This window comes from Rathayibacter sp. AY1F4, assembly GCF_002931775.1.
In the GTDB taxonomy this organism is placed as follows: Bacteria; Actinomycetota; Actinomycetes; order Actinomycetales; family Microbacteriaceae; genus Rathayibacter.
This window is the reverse complement of sequence record NZ_PSVE01000012.1, coordinates 70499-85934: the sequence shown is the minus strand read 5'-3', so window position 1 is coordinate 85934 and position 15436 is coordinate 70499. Positions and strand designations below refer to the sequence as shown.

Below are 15436 nucleotides of genomic sequence, written 5' to 3'. Positions count from 1 at the left end.
GGATCGGGGGCGACGTCCTCGGCACGCTCCACCCGCACGCCTCAGCGACAGGAAAGGCGACGATGCACACCAGCGCGCTCGGGCACGGCCTCGCGATCGGCGAGATCCCGGAGGAGGTCGTCCTCCCCGACACGATGACGGCGGCGGTGATCGACGCGCCGGGCGACGCCTCCGCACTGCACCTGGCGACCGTGCCGACACCCTCCGCCATCAACGCCGAGTTCACCGTGAAGGTGGTCGCGGCCGGCGTGAACCCGCTCGACGCGAAGACGCGCGCGGGCCAGGGGGTCGCCTCGCAGATCGCCTCCTACCCGGCGGTCCTCGGCCACGACTTCTCGGGCGTCGTCGTCTCGAGCCCCTACCCGGCGCATCCGCTGCGGCCGGGCGACGAGGTCTACGGCTTCGTCATGGTGCCGCGCTACTCGGGCTCCTACGCGGAGTACGTCAGCGTGCCGAGCGTCTCCATCGCGCGGAAGCCGTCGACGCTCTCCCACGTCGAAGCGGCCGGCGTCCCGCTCGCGGCGCTCACCGCCTGGGGCATGGTCGTCGAGCTCGCCAAGGCGCACGAGGGTCAGCGGATCCTCATCCACGCCGGGTCGGGCGGAGTCGGCCACTTCGCGGTGCAGTTCGCCGCCTACTTCGGCGCCTCGGTGATCGCGACCGGCTCGACCCGCAACCTGCAGTGGCTGCACGAGCTCGGCGCCGCGCAGGTGATCGACCACACCGCCGAGCGCTTCGACGAGCTGCTGTCCGGCGTCGACGTGGTCATCGATCTGGTCGGCAACGTCCACGACGACACGGGCTCGCGCTCGCTGAGGGTCCTCCGCCCCGGGGGCCTGATCGTGAACGCGCCCACCGGGAGCTGGCCCGGGTTCTTCGAGGAGGCGGCCGCTGCGGGCGTGCGCGCCTCCACCTACCGCGTCGCTCCCGACGGGGCGACCCTGGGCGTGGTCTCGCGCCTGCTCGAGTCGGGCGACGTCCGCGTCTTCATCGACGGCATCTTCCCCCTGGCCCGCGCCTGCGAGGCGCACGAGCAGCTCGAGACGGGCCACACCCGCGGCAAGATCGTCCTCACCGTCTCCGAGGGCTGACCTCGGCGAGAGGCCACTCGGATACGCCACGCGGAGCGGATCGCGTACTCGGGTGGCGTCTCGCGGGGAGGGTCAGGCGAGAGAGCGCTCGAGGACGAAGTCGTCCTCCCAGCGGTCGCCGACGAGGAAGCGCTTGCGGCCGACGACCGCGAAGCCGTGCTTGGAGTAGAACCGCTGAGCACGCGCGTTCTCCTCGTTGACGCCGAGCCAGACGCCCGCGGCACCGTGTGCCCGCGCCTCCTCGAGGGTCGCGGCCATCAGCGCGGCCGCCGCTCCGGAGCCGTGCCGGCCGGGCAGGAGGTAGAACTTGCTGAGCTCGACGGTCGGACGCAGCCGGATCGCCGCGACGACGTCGGCGTCGGCGGGCTCCCCGCGCACGAGCATCGCGTAGCCGGTCAGCGCGCCGGAGTCGTCGTCGACCAGGAGCGAGCGGAGCGGATCGGCGAGGTGGTCGCGGAAGCGCTCGACCGAGAGCACGGTGCGCACGAACTCGGCCTTCGCCTCCGCGGTGGTGTGCGGCGGGCAGGCCAGCGGGAAGGTCGCGGCGGCCAGCTCGGCCAGGGCGGCGGCGTCGGCGGGGGACGCCCGGCGGACGGTCACGGGAGGCGCGACGGAGCGGAGCGGCGGATCACCGGTCCAGTATGCCGGGACGACGAAGGAGGGGGCCCGCCGAAGCGGACCCCCTCCTCACGTCAGTTCGTGCCCGGCTCAGGCCAGGACGTTGACGTCCAGCGGGATGCCGGGGCCGAAGGTCGTCGAGACGGCGGCCTTCTGGATGTAGCGGCCCTTCGAGGAGGACGGCTTGAGGCGGAGGATCTCGTCGAGCGCGGTCTTGAAGTTCTCCTGGAGCTGCTCCTCGGTGAACGCGGCCTTGCCCACGACGAGGTGCACGTTGGCGTGCTTGTCGACGCGGAACTCGATCTTTCCGCCCTTGATCTCGGTCACGGCCTTCGCCACGTCCGGGGTCACGGTGCCGGTCTTCGGGTTGGGCATGAGGCCGCGGGGGCCGAGCACCTTTCCGAGACGGCCGACCTGGCCCATGAGCTCCGGGGTCGAGACGGCGGAGTCGAACGAGGTGTACCCGCCCGCGACCTTCTCGATGAGCTCGGCGCCGCCGACCTCGTCGGCACCGGCGGCCAGCGCGGCCTCGGCGGCCGGACCGGTGGCGAACACGATGACGCGGGCGGTCTTGCCCGTGCCGTGGGGCAGGATGACCGTGCCGCGGACCATCTGGTCGGCCTTGCGGGGGTCGACACCGAGCTTGAGGGCGACCTCGACGGTGCTGTTGAACTTGGCGGAACCGGTCTCGCGGGCGAGCGCGACGGCCTCGTCGGCCGTGTAGAACTTGCCCTCTTCGAGCTTGGCCGCGGCGGCCCGGTAGGCCTTCGACTTCTGTGCCATGTTGTTTCTCCTTGAAACGAGAATGTGGTTCTAGAGCCTGGCGGGCTCTCCCACGGGGGTGATGGAGTTCTGGTGGTGCCGCGATCGCGGCCGTGCGTGCTGCTCGCGGGAGGCGGAGAGGTCCTGCGGAGGCGCTTCCGGACCGGGCGCGCGACCCCGCTGAGGGGCCGCCGTCGGGTTCTCGAGGCTTCCGCGGTGGGTCCGCGCCGGTGGGCGCGTCGCTCCCGCCGTCGAGCAGCGCGTCGCGCTACTCGACCGTGATGCCCATTGAGCGGGCGGTGCCGGCGATGATCTTCGCGGCGGCGTCGATGTCGTTGGCGTTCAGGTCGACCTGCTTCGCCTCGGCGATCTCGCGGACCTGCGCCTGGGTGAGCTTCGCGACCTTCACGGTGTGCGGGGTCGAGGAGCCCTTGGCGACGCCGGCGGCCTTCTTGATGAGCTCCGCCGCGGGCGGGGTCTTCAGCACGAAGGTGAACGAGCGGTCCTCGTAGACGGTGATCTCGACGGGGATGACGTTGCCGCGCTGCGACTCGGTCTGCGCGTTGTACGCCTTGCAGAACTCCATGATGTTGACGCCGTGCTGACCGAGCGCCGGACCGATCGGGGGCGCGGGGTTGGCCGCGCCGGCCTTGATCTGGAGCTTGATCAGGCCGGTGACCTTCTTCTTGGGGGCCATTCTGATTCCTTTTCTCAGGGTTCGAGCGGTCGGGGGCTCCCGGCCGCTCTCCCGCGCATCCGACGGTGCCGGATCGCGGTGGAGGAGGGTCGTCCGGCGCGCACAGGGGCGGGCGCCGATACGAAAACCCGTACGAGCTTACACGAGCGGGGCCACCCCCGACAGGGCGGAGGAGGGGCCGACGCCCGGGTGCGCGTGGGGCGGTGCCGGAGGGAGCGCCGCCCGGAACGGCGAACGCCCCCTCCGACCTGCGGAGGGGGCGTTCATGCGCCGCGGAGGCGACGCGTCAGAGCTTGGTGACCTGGTCGAACGACAGCTCGACCGGGGTCTCGCGCTCGAAGAGCGAGACGAGCACGGTGAGCTTGCCGCTCTCGGGCTTGATCTCGCTGATCGAGCCGGGAAGACCCGCGAACGAGCCCTCCTTGATGGTGATCGTCTCGCCGATCTCGAAGTCGACCTCGGCAGGCAGCACGCGCTGGGCCTGCTTCTGGCCCTTGGCACCAGAGGTCTTCGAGGGGGCGACGTCCTTGATCTCGACGAGGCTCTTCAGCATCGTGAAGGCCTCCTCGAACCGCAGCGGGGTCGGGTTGTGGGCGTTGCCCACGAAGCCGGTGACGCCCGGGGTGTGGCGGACGACCGACCACGAGTCCTCGTTGAGGTCCATGCGCACCAGCACGTAGCCGGGGATGCGCACCCGGGTGACCATCTTGCGCTGGCCGTTCTTGATCTCGACCACGTCCTCCATCGGGACCTGGACCTCGAAGATGTAGTCCTCGGCCTCGAGCGAGACCTTGCGGTTCTCGATGTTCGACTTCACGCGCTTCTCGAAGCCGGCGTAGGAGTGGATGACGTACCACTTACCCGGCTTGCCGCGCAGCTCGGTGCGGAAGGCCTCGTACGGGTCGATGTCGGCGAGGTCCTCACCGGCGGACTCGGCGTCCTCGGCGGCGACCTCGGCCTCGTCCTCGACGGCCTCGAGGGCAGCTTCGGCCTCCTCGACGGTGTCGATGTGGGCGGCCTCGTCGACGGCGGAGTCGGCCTCGGGGTCGTCGACGGAGCCGATGGCGTCCAGCGCTGCCTCGAGGTCGGAGGCGAGGTCGTCCTCGGACTCGTTCTCGTCGATGATGCTCAGCGCACCCTGCTCGGCGGGCTCGACGGCGTCCTCAGCCTGCGACTGGACGTCGCCCTCCTGCTCCTCCTCGACCTCCGACGACTGCTCGGCAGCCGTCGCCCAGTCGACGTCGTCGCGGTTTCTGTCAGACACTCGTCACAACTCTCTCTCGATCGATCGGTCGCGCCCCTCGGGGCGCGTCCCGCTGTCGCCGGCACCCTCCGCTCGCGCGGCCCGGATGCTCTCGGGTCAGGCGGCGGGTGTGCCGAACACGTACGTCACGGCCAGGGCGAAGACCCAGTCGAGGAAGGACACCAGCGCCATCATGATGACGACGAAGATCAGCACGACCACGACGTAGTTGCCCAGCTCCTTGCGGGTGGGCGTCACGACCTTCTTCAGCTCGGCGATGACCTGCCGGATGAAGAGGGCGATGCGCGCGAACGGGTTGCGCCGCGCGGCTCGCTGCTGATTGGCGATCGCGACGACGTCCTCGCTCGGCTCGTCGACTGCTTTCCCGGCCACCTGCACGCACCTTTCCCGCACCGGAACCTCCGGTGTGGCCGACCGCCCGTCATGGGCGGCCCTGGACCGATGACCGCAGCGTCGCGGGGACCGCGTGCGACGGGCATCGATGTGCAGGGCGGACAGGGCTCGAACCTGCAACCTGCGGTTTTGGAGACCGCTGCTCTACCAATTGAGCCACCGCCCTATGGATGCCGTTGCGAGCATCCGAGGAGGAGACCGACCCGCCGCCCCACCGCCGCGACCCTCGCGGGCGCTGTGGATGAGGGCAGAGATCGACTACCTCGGACGAGTGTACGTGGACCCGCAGGGCGTGTCCAGCCGAGCGGCGGGGGGCCTCGGAGCCCCGTGCGCGCGCAGGATACGCTGGCCGTCGTGTCCTCCACCACGCGCATCTCCGCCCGCATCGCCGCCATCGCCGAGTCCGCCACTCTGAAGGTCGACGCCAAGGCGAAGGCCCTCCAGGCCCAGGGCCGCCCGGTCGTGTCCTACGCCGCCGGCGAGCCCGACTTCCTCACTCCCGAGCACATCGTCGAGGCCGCCTCGGCCGCCGTGCTCGACCCGAGGAACTACCGCTACACCCCCGCGGCGGGCCTCCCCGACCTCCGCGCGGCCATCGCGGAGAAGACGGCGCGCGACTCCGGATGGGCCGTCGACCCCTCGCAGGTCGTGGTCACCAACGGCGGCAAGCAGGCCGTCTACCAGGCCTTCCAGACCCTCCTCGACGACGGCGACGAGGTGCTGGTGCCGACCCCGTACTGGACCACCTACCCCGAGGCGATCAAGCTCGCCGGCGGCGTGCAGGTGGACGTGTTCGCGGGCGCCGACCAGGGCTACCTGGTCACGGTCGAGCAGCTGGAGGCCGCGCGCACCGAGCGCACCAAGGTGCTCCTGTTCGTCTCCCCCTCCAACCCCACCGGCGCCGTCTACTCGGCCGAGCAGACCCGCGAGATCGGCGAGTGGGCCGAGGAGCACGGCCTCTGGATCATCGCTGACGAGATCTACCAGAACCTCGTCTACTCCACCGGCGACCAGGACGACGCGAGCCCGCTCGAGCACGCGACCTCGATCGTCGAGGCGGTGCCGGCCCTGCGCGACCGGACGATCCTCGTCAACGGCGTCGCGAAGACCTACGCGATGACCGGCTGGCGCGTCGGATGGATGGTCGGCCCGGCCGACGCGATCAAGGGCGCCTCGAACCTCCAGTCGCACCTCTCGAGCAACGTCTCGAACATCTCGCAGCGCGCCGCGATCGCCGCCCTCACCGGCCCGCAGGAGCCGGCCGAGGAGATGCGCCTGGCCTTCGACCGCCGCCGCCGCACCATCGTCGCCGAGCTGAACGCGATCGACGGGATCGAGTGCCCCACCCCCGGCGGCGCGTTCTACGTCTACCCCGACGTGAACGGGCTCCTGAACCGCGAGTGGAACGGCACCACCCCGACGACCTCCCTCGAGCTCGCCGACCTCATCCTCGAGCAGGCCGAGGTCGCCACCGTCCCCGGCGAGGCCTTCGGTCCGAGCGGCTACCTCCGCCTGTCCTACGCCCTCGGCGACGACGCGCTCCTCGAGGGCGTGCGCCGCTTGCAGCGGCTCTTCGGCACCGTTTAGCCCTCCTCCGCCTGCGCCGTCGATCGGCAGCGGCGGCTCGACGACGGGGGTGCGTCGCAGAGAGCGGGGTGCGCAGCGCGGACGACGATCCGTGACACGCGGATCGCCGATCGCCGCTCGACCGTGCCGCACGGTGACGGCGGGTACTGCGACGGGCCTGTCCGACAGGTGAGGGCTGCCTGGCATCTCGGGGCGGGGAGGGCAAGAGGGAGGCGGAAATCGGGGATCACTGTCGCCGGAGGGGTGCGACAGGGCACGCTGTGACGATGAGCGAAGACCACGCCGTCCGAGTCCGCGACCTGCGGAAGGACTACGGGGGCGCTCCGGCGGTCGCGGGAGTCTCCTTCGACATCCACCGGGGCGAGACCTTCGCGCTCCTCGGCCCGAACGGCGCCGGCAAGTCGACGACCATCGAGATCCTCGAGGGCTACCGCGACCGCTCCGGCGGCGAGGTGTCGGTGCTCGGGGTCGACCCGCGCCACGGCGACCTGGCGTGGAAGGCGCGTCTGGGGATCGTCCTGCAGTCCAGCGGCGAGTCCGGCAACGCGACGGTCCGCGAGCAGATCGCGCACTTCGCCAGCCTCTATCCGCGACCGCGCGACGTCGACGAGACCATCGAGGCCGTCGGGCTGACGTCCAAGGCCCGCTCGCGCATCGGGCGCCTCTCGGGCGGCCAGCGCCGCCGCGTCGACGTCGCCCTCGGCATCATCGGCCGCCCCGAGCTGGTGTTCCTCGACGAGCCCACCACGGGATTCGACCCCGAGGCCCGCCACTCCTTCTGGGACCTGATCGCTCTGCTCAAGAGCGAGGGCACGACCATCCTGCTCACCACCCACTACCTCGACGAGGCCGCCCGCCTCGGCGACCGCGCCGCCGTGATCTCCGGCGGGCGGCTCCTGGCCATCGGCCCGATGAGCGCGATCGGAGGGGACGAGGCGCGCGTCCCGATCGTGCAGTGGCGCGAGGACGGCGTGCTGCACCGGCTGCGCACCACCGAGCCCGCCCGGACCGTCGCCGAGCTGCACGCCCGGATCGGGGAGCCGACGGCGCTCGAGGTCGTCCGCCCCAGCCTCGAGGACATCTACCTCGACCTCATCCGCGAGGACCGCGACGCGGTCGACCTGATCGGAGAACCCGCGTGACCGCCGTCGCCACCCGCCCCCGCACTCTCTCCACCGGCCCGGGACGCACCGTCCGCCTCGGACTCGCCCGGGCCCGCTACGAGATCCGCTCGTACTTCCGCGCTCCGGACCAGGTGTTCTTCACCTTCCTCTTCCCGGTGCTGCTCCTGACGATCTTCTCGGTCGCGTTCGGCGACACCGCGGTGATGCAGGCGAACCCGCAGGACCCGGGCATCCCGATGGCGGAGTACTACGTGCCGGGCCTGGCCGCGGCCGGGATCCTGCTCTCGGGCGTCCAGAACCTGGGCGTCGACATCGCGGTCGAGCGCGGCGACGGCACGCTCAAGCGCCTCGCGGGAGCACCGCTGCCGGTCTTCAGCTACTTCATCGGCAAGTTCGGCCAGGTGCTCGTGACGAGCCTCGCGCAGACGGCCCTGCTGCTCCTCGTCGCAGCGACGGTGTTCTCGGTCGAGCTGCCCACCGACAGCGGGCGATGGGCGACCTTCGCCTGGGTCTACCTGGCAGGAGTCGCGACGTCGGCCATCCTCGGCATCGCCGTCTCGGCGCTGCCCCGCTCGGGCAAGAGCGCGACCGCCGTGATCGTGCCGCCGCTGCTCGTGCTGCAGTTCATCTCGGGGTCGTACCTGTCGTTCACGACGCTGCCGGACTGGCTGCAGAACACGGCGAGCGTCTTCCCGCTCAAGTGGATCGCGCAGGGCATGCGCGCCGTGTTCCTGCCGAGCGGATTCGAGGAGGCGGAGGTGAACGGGTCGTGGGACCTCGGCGGCGTCGCGCTGGTGCTCGGTATCTGGCTCGTCGTGGGGCTCGTCGCCTGCCGCTTCGGCTTCCGCTGGATCCGCCGCGACAGCTGAGCCGGAGGAGGCCGCGGCCGGAGGGCGCGCGTCCCCGGGAGCGCGGGGCCTGCGCGCGCAGACCGCGCCGACTCAGACCGCGGTGCCGACCACGACGGGCTCGGGGTGCAGCAGCACGCCGAACTCCGCCAGGACGCGGCCCTGGACGTACCGGGCGAGCTCGGCGACCTGCTCGGCCGTCGCTCCTCCGCGGTTGGTCAGGGCGAGGGTGTGCTTGCTCGACACGGCGGCCCGCGAGCCGGGCAGGGCGAAACCGCGCGAGACGCCGGCATGCTCGATCAGCCACGCGGCGCTGAGCTTCACCAGGCCGTCGGCGCGGGGAGGCACGGGCAGCCCGACGGGCGCTCCGGCCTCGACCGCGGCGAGCGGAGTGATGACGGGCGCCTCCGCCGTCGGCTCGACCGGCCAGCGCGGCGCCTCGGGCGGCAGGGAGTCGGCGAACGCGCTCGTGACGAGGGGATTGGTGAAGAAGGAGCCGGCACTCGCGGTGTCCGGGTCCTCCGGATCGAGGACCATGCCCTTGCCCGCACGCAGCGCCAGCACGGTCTCGCGCACCCGCGCGAGCGGCACGCGGTCGCCGAGCGCGACTCCGAGCGCCGACGCCAGCTGACCGTAGGCGACGGGAGTGCCGTCGCCCTCGGCGCCGACCTCCTCGAGCGCGAACTCGACGGCCAGCACCGCGCCCCGGCGGCCCTGCTTGATCACGGAGGTGCGGTAGGCGAACTGCAGCTCCTCCGCCGTCAGCCGGACGGGCTCGCGGGCGCCCTCGTCGAGGAAGTCGACCGCGACCAGTGTGTCCGAGAGCTCCTGGCCGTAGGCGCCGATGTTCTGCACCGGCGACGCCCCGACCGTGCCGGGGATGCCGCTGAGGGCCTCGAGGCCCGCCCAGCCGCGCTCCACGGTCGTCGCGACGAGGCCGTCCCACGACTCGCCCGCCTGCACCCGCAGGAGCACGCGCCCCGGCTCGTCGGAGGGGAGCCGCTCGACGCCGGTGGTGCGCACGCGCACGACCGTGCCCTCGACCCCGTCGTCGCCCACGAGGAGGTTGGAGCCGCCGCCGAGCAGCAGCCACGGCTCGTCGTCCGACCACAGGCCGACGAGCGTCTCGACCAGCTCCGCCTCGGTGGCGGGCTCGACGAGGCGCTCGGCGGGTCCGCCGACGCGGAGGGTGGTCAGGGCGGAGAGCAGCGGCGCGGAGGTCACGCGAGTCGGACCCGGGCCTGGGCCTTGCCGAGGACGGACTGGCCCTCGACCGAGACGGCGAGGTCGACGCGGACCCAGCCCTCCTCGGCGTTCACAGCACCGATCCTGGCGACCACGTCGATCGCGGCGCCGTCGCGCGGGTCCACCACGACGGGGCGGGTGAAGCGCACCTGGTAGTCGACCACGCGTCCGGGGTCGCCGACCCAGTCGACGACGACCTGCACCGCGGTGCCCATCGTGAGCATGCCGTGCGCGAGCACGCCGGGCAGGCCGACCTCGGCGGCGACGTCGTCGCGGTAGTGGATGGGGTTGAAGTCGCCCGAGGCGCCCGCGTAGCGCACCAGGGTGCCGCGGTCGATCGGGAAGCGGCTCTCGGCGACGACCTGGCCGACGCTCAGCTCGGCGAGGGCGGGCAGTGCGGTGCTCATTCGTCTCCCCTGACCACGAGGGTCGAGATCGCGGTGACGACGTGCTCGCCGCTCGCGTCGACCATGCGGGACTCGGTGGTGACCATCGAGTGGGCGCCGAGCTTCTTGATGGCGGCGACCGAGAGGGTCGCGGTCAGCTCGTCGCCGGCGACGACCGGACGGGACAGCACGAAGCGCTGGTCTCCGTGCACGACGCGGCTGAAGTCGATCCCGCCGTCGGGCTCGGCGAGCAGCTGCTGGAGCGTGAACTCCTGCACGACGACGGCGAAGGTGGGCGGAGCGACGAGGTCGGGGTGCCCGGCGGCGCGGGCGGCTTCGACGTCGTGGTGCAGGGGGGAGGTCGCGGAGACGGCGCGGGCGAACTCGCGCACCTTCTCGCGCCCCACCTGATAGGGCTCCGTGGGCGCGAAGACGCGCCCGACGAGTTCGGGGTTCACTGGCACCCGGCCATACTAGGCGCTGCCGTCGCGGGGCCCTCGGGGCTCCGGAGGCGCCGCCGGTGGTCACCCGGGTATGACCACCGGCAATTTCCCATCCGTGTATGGCTGACCCGCGGCCGAACTTCTCCGAAGCTGGCGGGCATGTCGACACCCACTCCCGAGCGCGACTGGGCGACCTACGCCCGCGAGCTCGGCACCAACATGCACCGGGCCCGCATCGCCAAGGGCGCCAGCCAGGAGCGGATCGCCCACGCGGCCGGGCTCGCGGGCTACACCTACCAGAAGTTCGAGAAGGGCGAGTCGAAGCCCGGCTCGCCCGCGAACCCCACGCTGCACACCCTCCTCGCGCTCTGCGAGGCGCTCGAGATCGAGCTGACGGACCTCCTGCCACCCGACCCGCCGCGCACCTCACGCGGCGCCGAGTAGCCGGAGCACCGCGCCGGCCAGCCGCGACCCCGAGCTGAGATCGAGGTCGACCTCGCCGAGCCCGTCGGCCTCCAGGCGGAGCCTGTCCTCCCCCGACTCCCCCGGGCGGCACAGGGAGACGTGCACCGTCGCGCCCGCGGCCCCGTCTCCACCCGCCCAGAGCACCACCGGGAGCGAGCTCGCCGCGGAGCGGTGCAGCCGCTCCCCCGCCGCGACCAGCTCGTCGTGCTCGCCCGCGCACCAGCGCGGGCACCCCTCGTCGTTCCTGCCGTCCATCCGCTCCTCCACGTTCCGCACCCCTCGGTCGAGGAGACCAGCCCACCAGGCAGTACCGACACCGAGGGCCCGCCGCGCCCCGATCCCGACCGGGGTGTGGACAGGAGACGGTCGTCCGCCCGTTGTGGAGGAGCGAGGACCAGGGTCCCATACGCAGGTGGTGCCACCAGGGGTCCGGCGCGAAGCACCGGCGCGGTGTCAGCGGTGGACGATCAGCCAGGTCGCGATCGCGGTGGTCGAGCCCGTGTTGACCATGCGGTGCGGCCGCTCGCACGGGAACGTGATGGCGTCGCCCGGCCCGAGGACGACCGTCTCGTCCTCGAACTCGACCGTCAGCTCCCCGAGCGTCACCGTCCCCATCTCGAACCCGTCGTGGCGGAGCAGCTGCCGGTGCGCTGTCGAGGTCGAGCCCGGCGGGTAGGTCGACTCGAAGAAGTCGACGGCGTCCAGCGGACGCGGCGCCAGACGGCGGAACAGCACTCCGCCCTCGAGCGCCACCGGCGCCGACTCGCGCGCCCGGACGACCGCGGTCTCGACCGGCGCCGACGCGCCCTGGTCGAACACGGCGGACAGCGGGACCCCCAGCGCGTCCACGAGGGCGATCAGCCGGCCGACCGAGGGCTGCATGGCTCCGCGCTCGATCTGCGAGACGGCGCTCACGGAGATGCCGAGTCGCCCGGCGAGTGCCTTCAGCGACAGGCCCGCCGAGAGCCGCAGCTCCCGCAGCCGCGCGCCGAGTCCAGCACCGTCCGCGATCGCCCGGGCGGCCGCCTCGACGGGCGCGGTGTCGTCGGAGGGCATGGCCCGTCCCCTCTCGCGGATCGTCACACAGCCGTAACGGAGCCGAAACGAGCGGCGGCCTCCCGACTCGTAGCGTGGCCCGCGTGAAGTGATGACTTCACTCGGAACGCTCTCCGCGACGCCCCGCCTCCTCGGCCGGACGTCCCGACCACCCTGACACATCCGCTCCGTGCCGCTCTGCGCACGACCGCCCGAGAGGTGGATCCACCCATGTCCGACCGCGTCACCGCACCCCGAGTCACCGCTCCCCCCGTCGATCCGGATCCCGCCGCGGCGGCGAGCGCCGCCTACGACGACCGCCTCTCCAACGAGGACCTCGCCCCGCTCCGGAAGCAGCGCTGGTCGAGCTACAACATCTTCGCGTTCTGGATGTCGGACGTGCACAGCGTCGGCGGGTACGTGACCGCGGGCTCGCTCTTCGCGCTGGGCCTGGCCGGCTGGCAGGTGCTCGTCGCCCTGGTGGTGGGCATCGTGATCGTGCAGGTCTTCTGCAACCTCGTCGCCAAGCCCAGCCAGGTCACCGGCGTGCCCTACCCCGTCATCAACCGGGCGATCTTCGGCATCCGCGGCGCGAACATCCCGGCGATCATCCGCGGACTGATCGCGATCGCCTGGTACGGCGTGCAGACCTACCTGGCGGCGCAGTCGCTGAACATCGTCTTCCTCAAGTTCTTCCCGGGCATGGCCGCCCTGAACACGCCCGAGGCGTCGTTCCTCGGCCTCTCGGCCCTGGGCTACCTCTCCTACGCGATCCTCTGGATCGCGCAGGCCGCGCTGTTCTGGCGGGGCATGGAGTCGATCCGCCGCTTCATCGACTGGGCGGGACCGGCGGTCTACGTGGTGATGCTCGTGCTGGCCGTCTACCTGGTGTCGCAGGCGGGCTGGGAGAACATCTCGCTCACCCTCGGCTCCGGCGAGCCGCTCGACCTCGCCGCCGCGGTGCCGGTGATGATCTCGGCCGTCGCCCTGGTCGTCTCCTACTTCTCGGGGCCGATGCTCAACTTCGGCGACTTCTCCCGGTACGCCCGCAGCTACGGCGCGGTGAAGCGCGGCAACCTTCTCGGCCTCCCGATCAACTTCCTCTTCTTCTCCCTCCTCACCGTGATCACCGCGTCGGCGACCGTGCCGGTCTTCGGCGAGCTGATCACCGACCCGATCGAGACCGTCGAGCGGATCGACACCTGGTTCGCCGTGCTCCTCGGCGGGCTCACCTTCGTCATCGCGACGATCGGCATCAACATCGTCGCCAACTTCATCTCCCCCGCGTTCGACTTCTCGAACGTCAACCCGAAGAAGATCAGCTGGCGGATGGGCGGCATGATCGCCGCCGTCGGCTCGGTGCTGCTCACCCCGTGGAACTGGTACTCGAACGACACCGCCATCCACTACACGCTCGGCATCCTCGGCGCGCTGATCGGGCCGCTGTTCGGCGTCCTCATCGCGGGCTACTACCTGATCAGCCGCCAGCGCGTCTGGGTGGACGACCTCTACACGATGAGCGAGAAGGGCCGCTACTGGTTCTCGCGCGGCTTCAACCCCAACGCCGTCTGGGCGACCGTGATCGGCGGAGTCCCCTCCGTCGCCTCGGTGCTCGTGCCGCGCTGGATCGCGGAGGCGGGAGGCGCGGAGTTCACCTGGCTCGGCGACTACAGCTGGTTCCTCGGCTGCGGGCTCGGGTTCGTCGCGATGGCCGTGCTCGAGCGGCGCGCGCCGCGGATCGGGCGGCTCGACGAGGACCTCGAGCACGTCAGCGACGGCTCGACCGTCTGATCCGGCCGGCACGGAGGAGGGATCCGCCCCGGCCGCTCCGCATCCCGCGGACCGGCCGCCGGGCGGGTCCCTCCCTCTCCCGGCACCCGAACCGAGGAGCCACCATGCGCATCACCGTCGTCAACCCGAACACCAGCACTGCGATGACCGCGGCGATCGGCCGGGCCGCCCGCTCCGTCGCCTCGCTCGGCACCGAGATCACGGCCGTCACCCCGCCGATGGGTCCGGCGTCGATCGAGAGCCACTACGACGAGGCGCTCGCCGTGCCCGGCGTCCTGCACGAGATCGCCCGGGCGGAGGCGGCCGGCAGCGACGGCGCGGTCATCGCGTGCTTCGGCGACCCGGGCGTCGACGCCGCGCGCGAGATCGCGAGCGGCCCGGTCGTGGGGATCGCCGAGGCCGCCATGCACATGGCCGCGCTCGTCGGCCGGGGCTTCAGCGTGGTCACCACGCTCTCGCGCACGAGCGGCCGCGCCTGGGACATCGCCCGCCGCGCCGGGTTCGGCGACGCCTGCCGTCAGGTGCGCGCCTGCGACATCCCCGTGCTCGAACTCGACGACCCCCGCTCCGACGCCCGCCGCGCGATCCTGGCGGAGTGCGCCGAAGCGCTGGCCGTCGACGGGTCCGACTCGATCGTGCTGGGCTGCGCCGGGATGGCCGACCTGTGCCGCGACCTCTCGCGGGAGCTGGGCGTGCCCGTGATCGACGGCGTCGCCTCGGCGGTGCGCCTGGTGGAGGGGCTCGTCGCGATGGGCGTCAGCACCTCGCGGCGCGACGAGTACGCGGCGCCGCGGACGAAGGCGATGGCGGGGCTGCTCGCTCCGTTCGAGCGGGTCTGAGATTCCGCGCCCCGTGCGGCCGAGTGTCCTGCCGGACCGCCGGCCCGGGCCCACCTGCGAGGATCGGGGGATGAGCGTCCTCCGCGATCTCGGCCTCGGTGCCCGGCTCTTCCTCCGCGGCTTCCGCACCTGGGTCCGCTCGCCGCGGGCGATGCTCCTCGGCGCGATCCCGCCCCTGATCGTCGGTCTGGTCTTCGTCGGCGTGCTGGTCCTGGTGCTCACGCGGGTGCAGGACGCGGTGACCGCGCTCACCCCGTTCGCCGGCGGCTGGGACGAGGGCACGGCCGCCACCGTCCGCCTGGTGCTCTCGATCGCAGTGGTCGGCGCCGTGCTCGCCCTCGGCGTGGTCCTATTCGCCGCGGTGACCCTGCTGGTCGGCGACCCCTTCTACGAGCGGATCTGGCGGCGGGTCGAGGACGACCTCGGCGGCGTGCCCGACGAGCGCGAGAGCACCTTCTGGCAGGGGGTCGGCCGCGGCCTCCGCGACTCCGCCGTGCTGGTCGCCACCTCCCTCGGGATCGGCGTGGTCCTGGTGCTGCTGGGCCTGGTGCCGGTGGTCGGCTCGATCGTCGGCCTCGTCGCGGGCGCCCTGGTCGGCGGGAGGGCCCTCGCGCTCGAGCTGACCGGGTTCGCGGGCGACGCCCGGGGGCTCTCCCTCCGCGACCGCCGCCGCCTCCTCGGCGAGCACCGCGCGGTCTCGCTCGGCTTCGGCATCGCCGTCTACCTGGCGTTCCTCGTCCCCGGGGGCGCGGTCGTCGCCACCCCCGCCGCGACGGCCGGCGCGACCCTCCTGCTCCGGACCCTGCGGGGCGAGCCGACCGAGCGGCCGGCCGTCTGACACCGCTTGG

18 protein-coding genes and 1 tRNA gene are annotated in these 15436 nt (G+C 72.2%); 8 read left to right on the top strand and 11 right to left on the bottom strand.

Annotation, left to right across the window (positions count from 1 at the left end; translation table 11 throughout):
- Nucleotides 1–62 precede the first annotated feature (62 nt).
- Nucleotides 63–1091, top strand: coding sequence for an NADP-dependent oxidoreductase (locus C5C59_RS09450; RefSeq protein ID WP_374952914.1), 1029 nt, complete (start codon nucleotides 63–65; stop codon nucleotides 1089–1091).
- Between the two features lie 72 nt (nucleotides 1092–1163).
- On the opposite strand, the gene C5C59_RS09445 is transcribed toward C5C59_RS09450, so the two are convergent.
- The 6 genes from C5C59_RS09445 to C5C59_RS09420 form a co-directional block, all read right to left on the bottom strand.
- The gene (locus C5C59_RS09445) at nucleotides 1164–1691 is read right to left on the bottom strand and encodes a GNAT family N-acetyltransferase (protein ID WP_104238283.1); all 528 of its coding nucleotides are present in this window, start codon (nucleotides 1689–1691) and stop codon (nucleotides 1164–1166) included.
- A 108-nt stretch (nucleotides 1692–1799) separates the two neighbouring features.
- Complete coding sequence (rplA, locus tag C5C59_RS09440) at nucleotides 1800–2492, bottom strand: 50S ribosomal protein L1 (RefSeq protein WP_104223633.1); 693 nt, start codon at nucleotides 2490–2492, stop codon at nucleotides 1800–1802.
- Nucleotides 2493–2739: 247 nt separating this feature from the next.
- On the bottom strand, nucleotides 2740–3168 hold the full coding sequence (gene rplK, locus C5C59_RS09435) for a 50S ribosomal protein L11 (protein WP_104223632.1): 429 nt from the start codon (nucleotides 3166–3168) through the stop codon (nucleotides 2740–2742).
- Between the two features lie 286 nt (nucleotides 3169–3454).
- The gene (gene nusG / locus C5C59_RS09430; RefSeq protein WP_104223631.1) at nucleotides 3455–4432 is read right to left on the bottom strand and encodes a transcription termination/antitermination protein NusG; all 978 of its coding nucleotides are present in this window, start codon (nucleotides 4430–4432) and stop codon (nucleotides 3455–3457) included.
- 96 nt (nucleotides 4433–4528) lie between these two features.
- Nucleotides 4529–4804, bottom strand: a complete 276-nt coding sequence (secE, locus tag C5C59_RS09425; RefSeq protein ID WP_068208793.1) for a preprotein translocase subunit SecE — start codon at nucleotides 4802–4804, stop codon at nucleotides 4529–4531.
- Between the two features lie 114 nt (nucleotides 4805–4918).
- A tRNA-Trp gene (locus C5C59_RS09420) sits at nucleotides 4919–4991 on the bottom strand.
- A 179-nt stretch (nucleotides 4992–5170) separates the two neighbouring features.
- Here C5C59_RS09420 and C5C59_RS09415 point away from each other — a divergent pair.
- The 3 genes from C5C59_RS09415 to C5C59_RS09405 all read left to right on the top strand — a co-directional run bounded on the left by C5C59_RS09415 (nucleotide 5171) and on the right by C5C59_RS09405 (nucleotide 8405).
- The gene (locus C5C59_RS09415) at nucleotides 5171–6412 is read left to right on the top strand and encodes a pyridoxal phosphate-dependent aminotransferase (RefSeq protein WP_374953278.1); all 1242 of its coding nucleotides are present in this window, start codon (nucleotides 5171–5173) and stop codon (nucleotides 6410–6412) included.
- A 266-nt stretch (nucleotides 6413–6678) separates the two neighbouring features.
- Complete coding sequence (locus C5C59_RS09410) at nucleotides 6679–7554, top strand: ABC transporter ATP-binding protein (protein WP_104223630.1); 876 nt, start codon at nucleotides 6679–6681, stop codon at nucleotides 7552–7554.
- On the top strand, nucleotides 7551–8405 hold the full coding sequence (locus C5C59_RS09405) for an ABC transporter permease (protein WP_104223629.1): 855 nt from the start codon (nucleotides 7551–7553) through the stop codon (nucleotides 8403–8405). The genes C5C59_RS09410 and C5C59_RS09405 overlap by 4 nt, the downstream gene beginning before the upstream one ends.
- 72 nt (nucleotides 8406–8477) lie before the next feature.
- Here C5C59_RS09405 and C5C59_RS09400 read toward each other — a convergent pair whose 3' ends face one another.
- From C5C59_RS09400 to C5C59_RS09390, 3 genes are read right to left on the bottom strand one after another with little or no spacing between them, the layout of a single operon-like run.
- Nucleotides 8478–9608 (bottom strand): UDP-N-acetylmuramate dehydrogenase, encoded by a 1131-nt coding sequence (locus tag C5C59_RS09400; RefSeq protein WP_104223628.1) that lies wholly within the window; start codon nucleotides 9606–9608, stop codon nucleotides 8478–8480.
- Entirely contained in the window at nucleotides 9605–10036 is a 432-nt protein-coding gene (locus tag C5C59_RS09395) for a MaoC/PaaZ C-terminal domain-containing protein (RefSeq protein WP_104238284.1), read from the bottom strand. The genes C5C59_RS09400 and C5C59_RS09395 overlap by 4 nt, the downstream gene beginning before the upstream one ends.
- Complete coding sequence (locus C5C59_RS09390; RefSeq protein WP_104227045.1) at nucleotides 10033–10479, bottom strand: MaoC family dehydratase N-terminal domain-containing protein; 447 nt, start codon at nucleotides 10477–10479, stop codon at nucleotides 10033–10035. Before C5C59_RS09390 ends, C5C59_RS09395 begins: the two co-directional genes overlap by 4 nt.
- A gap of 138 nt (nucleotides 10480–10617) precedes the next feature.
- On the opposite strand from C5C59_RS09390, the gene C5C59_RS09385 reads away from it, so the two are divergent.
- Nucleotides 10618–10902: a helix-turn-helix domain-containing protein gene (locus tag C5C59_RS09385; RefSeq protein ID WP_104223625.1), complete on the top strand. Its 285-nt coding sequence runs from the start codon at nucleotides 10618–10620 to the stop codon at nucleotides 10900–10902.
- Here C5C59_RS09385 and C5C59_RS09380 read toward each other — a convergent pair.
- A complete protein-coding gene (locus tag C5C59_RS09380) occupies nucleotides 10885–11178 on the bottom strand; it encodes a DUF6907 domain-containing protein (protein WP_104238285.1) in 294 nt (97 codons plus the stop codon). The genes C5C59_RS09385 and C5C59_RS09380 overlap by 18 nt on opposite strands.
- Before the next feature lie 198 nt (nucleotides 11179–11376).
- Entirely contained in the window at nucleotides 11377–11979 is a 603-nt protein-coding gene (locus C5C59_RS09375) for a helix-turn-helix domain-containing protein (protein ID WP_104238286.1), read from the bottom strand.
- A gap of 210 nt (nucleotides 11980–12189) precedes the next feature.
- Between C5C59_RS09375 and C5C59_RS09370 the strand changes: the two genes are divergently transcribed.
- The 3 genes from C5C59_RS09370 (at nucleotide 12190) to C5C59_RS09360 (ending at nucleotide 15426) form a co-directional block, all read left to right on the top strand.
- Nucleotides 12190–13749 (top strand): NCS1 family nucleobase:cation symporter-1, encoded by a 1560-nt coding sequence (locus tag C5C59_RS09370; RefSeq protein WP_104238287.1) that lies wholly within the window; start codon nucleotides 12190–12192, stop codon nucleotides 13747–13749.
- 104 nt (nucleotides 13750–13853) lie between these two features.
- Entirely contained in the window at nucleotides 13854–14588 is a 735-nt protein-coding gene (locus tag C5C59_RS09365) for an aspartate/glutamate racemase family protein (protein ID WP_104238288.1), read from the top strand.
- Between the two features lie 70 nt (nucleotides 14589–14658).
- Nucleotides 14659–15426 (top strand): EI24 domain-containing protein, encoded by a 768-nt coding sequence (locus C5C59_RS09360; protein ID WP_104238289.1) that lies wholly within the window; start codon nucleotides 14659–14661, stop codon nucleotides 15424–15426.
- Nucleotides 15427–15436 lie beyond the last annotated feature (10 nt).

Bases quoted from the DNA above. Each gene is read 5' to 3' on its own strand.
- C5C59_RS09370 (WP_104238287.1), top strand. From the start codon at position 12,190: ATGTCCGACCGCGTCACCGCACCCCGAGTCACCGCTCCCCCCGTCGAT.
- C5C59_RS09385 (WP_104223625.1), top strand. From the start codon at position 10,618: ATGTCGACACCCACTCCCGAGCGCGACTGGGCGACCTACGCCCGCGAG.
- rplK (WP_104223632.1), bottom strand. From the start codon at position 3,168: ATGGCCCCCAAGAAGAAGGTCACCGGCCTGATCAAGCTCCAGATCAAG.
- C5C59_RS09380 (WP_104238285.1), bottom strand. From the start codon at position 11,178: ATGGACGGCAGGAACGACGAGGGGTGCCCGCGCTGGTGCGCGGGCGAG.
- C5C59_RS09375 (WP_104238286.1), bottom strand. From the start codon at position 11,979: ATGCCCTCCGACGACACCGCGCCCGTCGAGGCGGCCGCCCGGGCGATC.
- rplA (WP_104223633.1), bottom strand. From the start codon at position 2,492: ATGGCACAGAAGTCGAAGGCCTACCGGGCCGCCGCGGCCAAGCTCGAA.
- C5C59_RS09365 (WP_104238288.1), top strand. From the start codon at position 13,854: ATGCGCATCACCGTCGTCAACCCGAACACCAGCACTGCGATGACCGCG.
- C5C59_RS09410 (WP_104223630.1), top strand. From the start codon at position 6,679: ATGAGCGAAGACCACGCCGTCCGAGTCCGCGACCTGCGGAAGGACTAC.
- C5C59_RS09450 (WP_374952914.1), top strand. From the start codon at position 63: ATGCACACCAGCGCGCTCGGGCACGGCCTCGCGATCGGCGAGATCCCG.
- C5C59_RS09360 (WP_104238289.1), top strand. From the start codon at position 14,659: ATGAGCGTCCTCCGCGATCTCGGCCTCGGTGCCCGGCTCTTCCTCCGC.
- C5C59_RS09395 (WP_104238284.1), bottom strand. From the start codon at position 10,036: ATGAGCACCGCACTGCCCGCCCTCGCCGAGCTGAGCGTCGGCCAGGTC.